The sequence below is a fragment of the Actinotalea sp. C106 genome (genome assembly GCF_023630195.1).
Taxonomy (GTDB): Bacteria; Actinomycetota; Actinomycetes; order Actinomycetales; family Cellulomonadaceae; genus Actinotalea.
Genome location: NZ_JALPKN010000110.1, coordinates 1 through 9,859, shown reverse-complemented (window position 1 = coordinate 9,859; position 9,859 = coordinate 1). Strand labels below are relative to the sequence as shown.

7 protein-coding genes are annotated in these 9,859 nt (G+C 71.2%); all 7 read left to right on the top strand.

The features are described from left to right. The coding region (locus L0B03_RS09195; RefSeq protein ID WP_250445512.1) for a chemotaxis protein CheA at positions 1 to 1,845 on the top strand (1,845 nt) is incomplete at its 5' end. Position 1,846: 1 nt separating this feature from the next. Next, positions 1,847 to 2,266: a chemotaxis protein CheW gene (locus tag L0B03_RS09190; RefSeq protein WP_250445511.1), complete on the top strand. Its 420-nt coding sequence runs from the start codon at positions 1,847 to 1,849 to the stop codon at positions 2,264 to 2,266. A gap of 126 nt (positions 2,267 to 2,392) precedes the next feature. After that, complete coding sequence (locus L0B03_RS09185) at positions 2,393 to 4,024, top strand: methyl-accepting chemotaxis protein (protein ID WP_250445510.1); 1,632 nt, start codon at positions 2,393 to 2,395, stop codon at positions 4,022 to 4,024. A 276-nt stretch (positions 4,025 to 4,300) separates the two neighbouring features. Then, positions 4,301 to 5,407 carry a multiple monosaccharide ABC transporter substrate-binding protein gene (gene chvE, locus L0B03_RS09180; RefSeq protein WP_250445509.1) on the top strand — a complete coding sequence of 369 codons (1,107 nt, stop codon included), beginning with the start codon at positions 4,301 to 4,303 and terminating at the stop codon, positions 5,405 to 5,407. Further along, complete coding sequence (locus tag L0B03_RS09175) at positions 5,404 to 7,059, top strand: methyl-accepting chemotaxis protein (protein ID WP_250445508.1); 1,656 nt, start codon at positions 5,404 to 5,406, stop codon at positions 7,057 to 7,059. The genes chvE and L0B03_RS09175 overlap by 4 nt, the downstream gene beginning before the upstream one ends. Before the next feature lie 152 nt (positions 7,060 to 7,211). After that, complete coding sequence (locus tag L0B03_RS09170; RefSeq protein WP_250445507.1) at positions 7,212 to 8,861, top strand: methyl-accepting chemotaxis protein; 1,650 nt, start codon at positions 7,212 to 7,214, stop codon at positions 8,859 to 8,861. Positions 8,862 to 8,929: 68 nt separating this feature from the next. Continuing rightward, positions 8,930 to 9,859, top strand: a 930-nt coding sequence (locus L0B03_RS09165; protein WP_250445506.1) for a methyl-accepting chemotaxis protein, incomplete at its 3' end; no start/stop codon positions are given.

Genomic DNA, 9,859 nt, shown 5'->3' with positions numbered 1-9,859 from the left:
GCCCCCGAGCCGACGCCGACCCCCGAGCCTGCTCCTGTCGCCGAGACCCCGGCCGCCACGCCGGCCCCCGCCAAGGCCAAGCCCGCGGGCAACGAGTCCGCCGGGGAGCCCGGCCGCTCGGCTGCCGACGCCTCGATCCGCGTGGACGTCGACCTGCTCGACGCCCTCATGCGTCAGGTCGGCGAGCTCGTGCTGGCCCGCAACGCGATCACCCGCCTCGCCGACGACAGCGCCGGCAGCGACCTCGTCCGTGCCTCGCAGCGCCTCAGCCTCATCGCCTCCGAGCTGCAGGAGGGCGTCATGAAGACGCGCATGCAGCCCATCGAGCACGTGTGGTCCAAGGTCCCGCGCATGGTCCGTGACCTCGCGGCCGCCTGCGACCGGCAGGTCAAGCTCGAGATGGTCGGTGGCGACACCGAGCTCGACCGCAGCCTCCTCGAGGCGATCAAGGACCCGCTGACCCACCTCATCCGCAACGCGATCGACCACGGCATCGAGTCCGCCGTCGACCGCACCGCCACGGGCAAGACGCCCCAGGGCCTGCTGTCCCTGCGGGCGTACCACGCCGGCGGCCAGGTCGTGGTCGAGGTCACGGACGACGGCAAGGGCATCGACCCCGAGCGGGTCGCCTCGAAGGCCGTCGACAAGGGCCTGCGCACCCCCCAGCAGGTCGCGGCCATGGCCCCGGCCGAGCTGCTGCAGATGCTCTTCCTGCCCGGCTTCTCCACGGCCGACGCCGTCACCAACGTCTCCGGGCGCGGTGTGGGCATGGACGTGGTGCGCACCAAGATCGAGGGCATCGGCGGGACCGTCGACGTCGACTCGAGCGTCGGCAAGGGCACCACCTGGCGCCTGCGCATCCCGCTGACCCTGGCGATCATGCCCGCGCTGACGATCGTCTGCGACGAGCAGCTCTACGCGATCCCCCAGGTCAGCCTGGTCGAGCTGGTGGCCCTGGACGCCCAGACCAACGAGAGCTCGATCGAGTACATCCGGTCCGCGCCGGTCTACCGCCTGCGCGGAGACCTGCTGCCGTTGGTCGACCTGCGTGAGGTCTTCGGCTCCGGGCCGCGCGAGGAGGGCGTCCGCACCGTCATCGCCGTCCTCCAGGCCGACACCCAGCGCTTCGGCCTGATCGTCGACCGGGTCCTCAACACCGAGGAGATCGTCGTCAAGCCGCTCTCCGCACGGCTGAAGTCCATCGGCCTCTACGCCGGTGCCACGCTCCTGGGCGACGGCAGGGTCTCGCTGATCCTCGACGTCCAGGCGATCGCCCGCCGGTCCATGGCCGGTGAGATCGGCGAGGCCGAGCGCGGCTCGCGGGCCAGCGCCGCGGTCGAGGTCGTCGAGACCGTGCAGGTGCTCGTCGTCGGGGTCGGGGACGGCCGTCGGGTCGCGATCCCGCTCTCCGCCGTGACCCGGCTCGAGAAGATCCCCGCCACGGCCATCGAGCACACCGGAGGCCGCGAGGTCGTCCAGTACCGCGGCTCGATCACCCCGGTGGTCCGCCTCGGGTCCTCCTACGGCATGGCCGTGAGCGAGGACGACGAGCTCACCGTCGTGGTGTACACCCGCGGGCTGCGCAGCGTCGCGATCGTCGTCGAGGAGATCGTCGACATCGTGGACGACGACGCCGCCAAGCACTACGACCTGGGCGACCACGGGCTCATGGGCTCGACCGTCCTCAAGGACCGCGTCACCGAGCTGCTCGACATCCAGTCGGCGGTCGTGGCCGTGGACCCGTACTTCTTCACCGACGTCGAGGTCCCGTCCCAGCACGGGCCCCTCGACCCGGATGACGTCAACAGCCCGGCCGCCGGCCGTGGCGCACTGGTAGGGGTGTGAGATGAGCCGACAGCTGGCGACCTTCGTGCTGGACGGCGCGCACTACGGCGTCGACGTGCTGCACGTCCAGGAGGCCCTGCGCTCGCAGGTCCGTACCCCGGTGCCCGTGGCCCCGCCCGGCATCGCGGGCCTGGTCAACCTGCGCGGCCAGGTGGTCCTGACCGTGGACCTGCGCGTGCGGCTGGGCCTCGAGCCCCTCGCGGCCGACGCCGAGCCGATGATGGTCGTGGTCCAGGTCGACGGCGAGCCCGTGAGCCTCCTGGTCGACGAGATCGGCGACGTGATCGACGTCGAGGACTCGCAGTTCGAGACGCCCCCCGACACCCTCGACGGCGGTCTGCGCGACGTCGTGGTCGGGGCCTACAAGCTCGACCGCGGCCTGCTGCTGGCCCTGGACGTCGACGCCGCGACCGCTGCCTGACCTCGTCGTCGGCGCAGGGCGTCGAAGATCACCCGTCTGACCGGCCGGGATGCCCTCAACTCGAGGGCATCCCGGCCGATCTCGTCTCCGGCGCCAGGAGGGCGCTCGACCTCGCGAGGAGCACGGATGACTGCGCAGACCGGTGGCCAGGACGGCCCCACCACGACCCCCCGGGGGTCCTGGTTCTCGAACCGTTCGATCCGCACCAAGATCCTCACCTCGGTGGCGACCCTCGCGGTCGTCGCCCTGGGCTCAGGGGCGTTCGCGGTGTCCTCGATGGCTGCGACGGCTGCCTCGACGCAGACCGTCGTCGACGTGCAGGCCAGCGTGGGCAAGGACCTCTCGCTCATCGAGGCCGAGGTCAACGAGGCGCGCCTGATCATGGCGCAGGTGGTGGGCGCGGCCAGTGGCGGCCAGAAGCGCCAGTGGGCGGACATGATCCCCGAGCAGGACGCCATCATCGACGAGGCCATCACGCGCGTGACCACGCTGGTCGGCGATGCCGAGCCGTCCTGGCCCGTCTTCGTCGAGAACTGGGAGGCGTGGAAGCAGGTCCGCGACACCCGGCTCGTCCCGCCGGCCCTGGCGGGGCAGGTGGGGGTCTACGAGACCGCCCGCCTCGCCGAGGCTCAGCCCTTGATCGACGCCGCCGTCGGGTCCCTCGACGAGTCCCAGGCCGGGCTCGACGTCTACGTGGGCGGCATCGCCAGCGAGGCCGCCAGCTCCTCGAGCCGTGCGATCACCCTCGTGGTCACCCTGCTGCTCGCCGGCGTCGTGGTCGGCATCGGCGTCGCGCTGCTGGTCACGCGCCAGATCGTCAAGCCCGTCAACGAGGTGGGTGCTGCCCTCGACGCCCTGGCTGCGGGCGACCTGACGGCGACCCTCCAGGTGCGCAGCGGTGACGAGGTCGGCCGGATGGCCACCGCCCTCGTCGCGGCCCAGGGGTCGCTCCGCTCGACCCTGAGTGCCGTGGGTGAGGCCTCGGCCACCATCGCGGCGGCCTCGGAGCAGATGTCGAGCGCGAGCTCGCAGGTGGCCGCCGGGGTCGACGAGACCTCGGCACAGGCCGGTGTGGTGGCGGCTGCTGCTGAGCAGGTGTCGCGCAACGTGCAGGCTGTGGCTGCTGGTGCGGAGCAGATGGGTGCCTCGATCCGGGAGATCGCGCAGAACGCGAACGAGGCGGCGAAGGTCGCTTCGCAGGCCACGGGGGTTGCTGCGACGACGAACGAGACGGTCGCCAAGCTCGGGACCTCTTCGCAGGAGATCGGCAACGTGGTGAAGGTGATCACCTCGATCGCCGAGCAGACCAACCTCCTGGCCCTGAATGCGACGATCGAGGCTGCGCGCGCTGGTGAGGCCGGTAAGGGCTTCGCGGTCGTGGCTGGTGAGGTCAAGGAGCTGGCTCAGGAGACTGCTCGGGCCACGGAGGACATCGCTCGGCGGGTCGAGGCCATCCAGGGCGACACCACCGGTGCGGTGGCGGCGATCGGTCAGATCAGCGACATCATCGCCAGCATCAACGACTACCAGCTGACCATCGCCTCGGCGGTGGAGGAGCAGACGGCGACCACGAACGAGATGTCCCGCGGTGTGGCCGAGGCCGCCACCGGCTCCGGCGAGATCGCGGTCAACATCACCGGCGTCGCGGCCTCGGCCTCGAGCTCGAGCGAGGTGCTCGGTCAGGTCGGCACCTCGATCGTCGAGCTGGCACAGATGAGCGCCGACCTCCGGGCCAAGGTCTCGACCTTCCGCTACTGAGGTCCTCGCGCCGGCTCCCCGACGCCTGCGTCCCACGGACCAGCGCCCCTGCCCCGTCCGGGCAGGGGCGCTCGTGCGTCCAGGCCCTTGGTCCTGAGTGCCCGGCTCCTCGCCGTGCCCTGCGGCCTGATCGTGCCCCTCGGGTCCAGGCGTCCCCCTCATCACGGGGTCGCGATGGCCGATCCAGCATGTGGTCACCGAGGACCGCCGAGGCCGGGCCGTACCGCTGCCCCTCCTCGAACGCTCCTCCAACGAGCTGTCGAAGGAAGTGGAACCGTGAGCAGAGCAAGGACCGCGGCCGTGGCCGTCGTCGTGGGCGGGTTGGCCGCAGCCCTCGGCGGGTGTGCCGTCGCCGGTGAGGACGAGGGGTCCACCGCGACCCAGCGCGTCGGCGTCGCCATGCCGACGACCACCTCGCTGCGGTGGATCGCCGACGGCGAGAACGTCACCGCCCAGCTGGAGTCCCTCGGCCACGAGGTCGACCTCGTGTACGCCGAGGACGACGTGCCGACCCAGGTCGAGCAGGTCCAGGCGATGGTGGACGCGGGCGTCGACGCCCTGGTGATCGGTGCGATCGACGGGACGGCGCTCAAGGGCGTGCTCGCCGAGGCCGGCGCCGCGGACATCCCGGTGATCTCCTACGACCGCCTGATCCGCGACTCGGCGGACATCGACTACTACGCGACCTTCGACAACGCGCGGGTCGGCGTCCAGCAGGCCACCTCGCTCCTCGAGGGGCTCGGCGTGGTCGACGCCAACGGTGAGGACACCGACCAGGACGGCCCCTTCGCGGTCGAGCTGTTCGCCGGTTCCCCGGACGACAACAACGCCACGGTGTTCTACCAGGGTGCGATGAGTGTGCTGCAGCCCTACCTCGACGAGGGAGTGCTCGTCGTCCCCTCGGGGGAGACCGACTTCGCCGCGATCGCGACCCAGGGCTGGAGCGGTGACACCGCCGCCGAGCGCATGCAGACCCTGATGCCTGCCTACGCGGACCTGAGGCTCGACGGCATCCTCTCGCCCTACGACGGCATCAGCCTGGCGCTGCTCGGTGTCACGGCCGAGGCCGGGTACGGCACCGCCGCCCAGCCCTACCCGGTGGTCCCGGGGCAGGACGCCGAGGTCCCCTCCGTGCAGTCGATCATCGCGGGGGAGCAGCACTCCACGATCTACAAGGACACCCGTCAGCTCGCCGAGGTCGCCGTCTCCATGGTCGACGCGCTGCTGCGTGGCGAGGAGCCCGAGACCAACGACGTGACCTCCTACGACAACGGGGTGATGGTCGTGCCCTCGTACCTGCTCGCCCCGCAGGTGGTCACGGCAGAGAACTACCAGCCCGTCCTCGTCGAGAGCGGGTACTACAGCGAGGAGGAGCTCCGGTGAGCGCCCAGCAGAAGGTCCAGCACCAGGCGTCCACGGACGTCGGGACCGGCACGACGCCGCGGGTCCGGGCGGCGTGGTTCTGGAACCGCCCGGTAGCCGTCAAGGTGGGGGCCGCCGTCGCGGTGCTCGGCCTGGCCTTCGCCGTCGTCGGAGGTTTCGGAGCCGTGGCCCTGGTCCGCGCGGGGGACAACCTCGCGACCATGCAGCGACTGACCGGGGAGCTGCAGACCTCGATGGCCGAGCTGCGCACCGCGCAGGCCCAGAGCCACCTCCTGGTGCGTCGGGCGGCCTCGGCCCCCGACGACGCCTCACGCCAGCAGGTGCTGACCTCCTCGGAGTGGAACGACCGCACCGCCGCCGAGCTCATCGGGACGGTCAGCAGCTACCCGGAGTCCGACACCCAGCAGTGGGCGGACTTCGTGACCCGGTGGGAGGCCTGGACCGCCTACCGCGACGCGACCGTCATGCCCCTCGTGATGGAGGGGGACCTCGCCGGCCTCGAGGCCACGCTGCGCGGATCCGCCGCGGGAGATCCCGACCACGCGGGCCGTGCGTTGAGCCTGGCCGACAGCCAGATCAGCAACCGGGTCGAGCAGATCATGGCTGACGCGCGGGCCGAGATCGCGATGGCCCTCGTAGCCCTCTCGGTCGGCTTCGTGGTGGCCGCCGTGGCCGCGACGCTCCTCGCCGTGCAGGTGACCCGTCGCATCACCCGGGGGCTGCGCTCGGTGAGCGCGAGCCTCGACGCGATGGCCACCGGGGACCTCACCGTGGTGGCCGAGGTGCACGAGTGCGACGAGCTGGGCCAGATGGCCGCCTCCTCCGCCAAGGCCCTGGCCTCGCTGCGCGAGACCCTCGGCGGGGTGATCGAGACCGCCGAGACCGTCGCGGCGGCCTCCGAGGAGCTCTCGGCCTCGAACGCGCAGGTCGCCGCGGGCTCGGAGGAGACCAGCGCGCAGGCCGGGGTGGTCGCCGCCGCTGCCGAGCAGGTCAGCCGCAACGTCCAGTCGGTCTCGGCGGGTGCCGAGGAGATGGGTGCATCGATCCGCGAGATCGCGCAGAACGCGAACGAGGCGGCGAAGGTGGCGGCCCAGGCCGTGGAGTTCTCGCACTCGACGGCCACCACGGTCAGCGAGCTGGGCGCCAGCGCCAAGGAGATCGGCGCCGTGGTCAAGGTCATCACCTCGATCGCCGAGCAGACCAACCTGCTCGCCCTCAACGCGACCATCGAGGCCGCGCGGGCCGGGGAGGCCGGCAAGGGCTTCGCCGTGGTCGCGGGGGAGGTCAAGGACCTGGCGCAGGAGTCGGCCCGGGCCGCGGAGGACATCGCGGCACGCATCGCGACCAACCAGAGCCAGACCGCCTCGGCGGTCGCGGCCATCGGAGAGATCTCCACGATCATCGCCGCGATCAACGACTACCAGCTGACGATCGCCTCGGCGGTCGAGGAGCAGACCGCGACCACCAACGAGATGAGCCGCGGGGTCGCCGAGGCCGCGACCGGCTCGGGGGAGATCGCGATCAACATCACCGGGGTCGCGAGCTCGGCCTCGACCTCGAGCGAGGTCGTGGCCCAGATGCAGGACGCCATGGGTGAGCTCGCGCGCATGGCCGCCGACCTGCGCGGCAAGGTCTCGGGGTTCACCTACTGAGGTGATCCGGGCGCCCGCGGGGCGCCGAGCGACGACGAGGCGGTGGTGGCCGGGTGACATCGGCTACCACCGCCTCGTCGCGTCTCACAAGCCGCCATCCGGGGCCGATGAGAGAGGCAGTCCGCTCAACGAACAGCTTCGAAGGAGCCCCGATGTCCAGCACGTCCTCGTCTTCCGCCACCGTTGCGGATCACACCCCTCGGCGTGGGTTCCGCCGCCTCACCGACATGGGGGTGGCGACCAAGGTGCTCGCCGTCGTCGGGGTGCTCGCGCTGACCTCGATCGTCGCGGGCGTGGTCGCGGACACGAATCTGCGAGGGGTGGCCGCGGACGCTGAGGGCCTCGCCGACATCCAGGTGGGTCTCAGCACCGATATCGCTCTCGTGCACCAGGAGGAGCTCAAGGCGCGCATGCTCATCGCCCAGGTCGCCGCGGCGGCAAGCGAGCAGCAGCGTCAGGACTGGATCGGACGCATCGACGAGACGGATGCCGACCTCGAGACCGCCGCCGCTGATGTCACGACGGCGCTGGACGCCGCGGACGCGCGGATGCCCGAGTGGGACAGCTTCCTCGCCAACTGGGAGGCGTGGAAGGTCGTCCGTGACCAGCAGCTGATTCCCGCCGCGCTCGAGGAGGACCGCGAGGCCTTCGAGGACGTCCGGCTCGCCGAGGGGCAACCCCTCATCGATGCCTTCGTAGCCGACCTCGAGTTCGTCGAGGACGGTCTGGCTGGCTACATCGGCATGATTGCGGCCGAGGCGCAGGCGACGGCGACCCGGGCGCGCATCATGAGCCTCGTGGCGATCCTCGTCGGCCTCGCGATCGCCATCCCGCTCGGCGTCGTCGTCGCGCGCAACATCGCCCGCTCGGTGGGCAAGGTGAAGGTGTCTCTGGACGCTCTCGCTCAGGGGGACCTGACCGTGGCGCCCGGGGTGGACTCGCAGGACGAGATCGGCCAGATGGCGCAGAGCCTGGTGACGGCGCAGGCGTCGTTGCGGGGGATCTTGTCGGGGGTGGCTGAGGCGTCGCAGACGATCGCGGCCGCTTCGGAGGAGCTGTCGGCCTCGGGGTCGCAGGTCTCTGCTGGCTCGCAGGAGACCTCGGCGCAGGCCGGTGTGGTCGCTGCGGCTGCGGAGCAGGTCAGCCGGAACGTGCAGGCTGTTGCTGCGGGTGCGGAGCAGATGGGTGCCTCGATCCGTGAGATCGCGCAGAACGCGAACGAGGCGGCGAAGGTCGCTTCGCAGGCCACCGGGGTTGCGGCGCAGACGAACGAGACGGTCGCCAAGCTCGGGACCTCCTCGCAGGAGATCGGGAACGTCGTCAAGGTGATCACCTCGATCGCCGAGCAGACCAACCTGCTCGCCCTGAACGCGACCATCGAGGCCGCCCGCGCCGGGGAGGCCGGCAAGGGCTTCGCCGTCGTCGCGGGAGAGGTCAAGGAGCTGGCTCAGGAGACTGCTCGGGCCACGGAGGACATCGCTCGGCGGGTCGAGGCCATCCAGGGCGACACCACCGGTGCGGTCGCGGCGATCGGTCAGATCAGCGACATCATCGCCAGCATCAACGACTACCAGCTGACGATCGCCAGCGCGGTCGAGGAGCAGACGGCCACCACCAACGAGATGTCGCGTGGGGTGACCGAGGCCGCGACCGGCTCGGGCGAGATCGCCACGAACATCACCGGGGTCGCCTCGGCCGCGCAGACCTCGACCGAGGTCGTGGGGCAGATGGGCTCGGCGATCTCCGAGCTCGCCCAGATGAGCGCCGACCTGCGCACCCGGGTCTCCGCCTTCACCTACTGAGGACGACCCGTCGGCCCCGCGCAGCGGGGTCCGATGTCCACCATCCCCCTGTCTTGGAAGGACCTCTCATGTCGAGCACCACCCCCCGGCGGCGGAGCCTCTGGGCCGATCGCCCGCTCGCGCTCCGCATCGCCTCGGTCGGTGTCATCGGCCTGCTCGGCACGCTCGTCGTGGGCACTGTCGGCATCGCGCGCATGGCGGACCAAGCGGACCGAGCCACTGAGCTGCGCGTGGAAGGCGTGACTGCCGTCGCGGAGATCGGCGCACTCGAGACCGGCATCCAGCAGGTGATGACGACAGCGACCGCCGACCTGTGGGTTCCCGGCGACGTCCCCGGCTTGCACGAGGGCTACCTGGCCGGGGTCGAGCAGGTTGGCGCCGGCATCGTCGCGGGCCAGGAAGGGCTCGTCACCGAGCAGTCCCGTGCTGTCGGTGATCGTCTGGTCGCTGGCTGGGAAGCGTATGTCGCCGCCCAGGACGAGGCCCTCGCTGCCAAGGCGGCCGGGAACCTCGAGCAGGCGGGAACCATCTACGAGCAGCGTCAGGCCCCGGCGATCGTCGAGATCAACGAGGCGATGGGGGACTTGCGGGGCATGGTCCTGGCCAATGCCGACCTGGCGGTCGCCGCGGCTCAGAGCGCCTATGAGACCGGCCGCGCGGTCGTCATCATCGTCGTGGTGATCACCGGGGCCCTCAGCCTGGGGCTCGCCTGGTTCGTGGGCAGGGGTATCGCTCGCCCGGTCGGCGAGGTCGTCCGGGTACTCGACGCGGTCGCCGACGGGGACCTCACGCAGGAGATCACGGTCCACTCGCGCGATGAGATCGGTCAGATGGCGGACAGCCTGCGCACGGCGCAGACGTCGTTGCGGGGGATCTTGTCGGGGGTGGCTGAGGCGTCGCAGACGATTGCTGCTGCCTCGGAGGAGCTGTCGGCGTCGGGGTCGCAGGTGTCGGCTGGGTCGGCGGAGACGTCGGCTCAGGCTGGTGTGGTGGCGGCT

What these genes read in the sequence shown, in the direction of transcription:
- L0B03_RS09190 (WP_250445511.1), top strand. Translation starts at nt 1,847, where the DNA reads ATGAGCCGACAGCTGGCGACCTTCGTGCTGGACGGCGCGCACTACGGC.
- L0B03_RS09185 (WP_250445510.1), top strand. Translation starts at nt 2,393, where the DNA reads ATGACTGCGCAGACCGGTGGCCAGGACGGCCCCACCACGACCCCCCGG.
- L0B03_RS09170 (WP_250445507.1), top strand. Translation starts at nt 7,212, where the DNA reads ATGTCCAGCACGTCCTCGTCTTCCGCCACCGTTGCGGATCACACCCCT.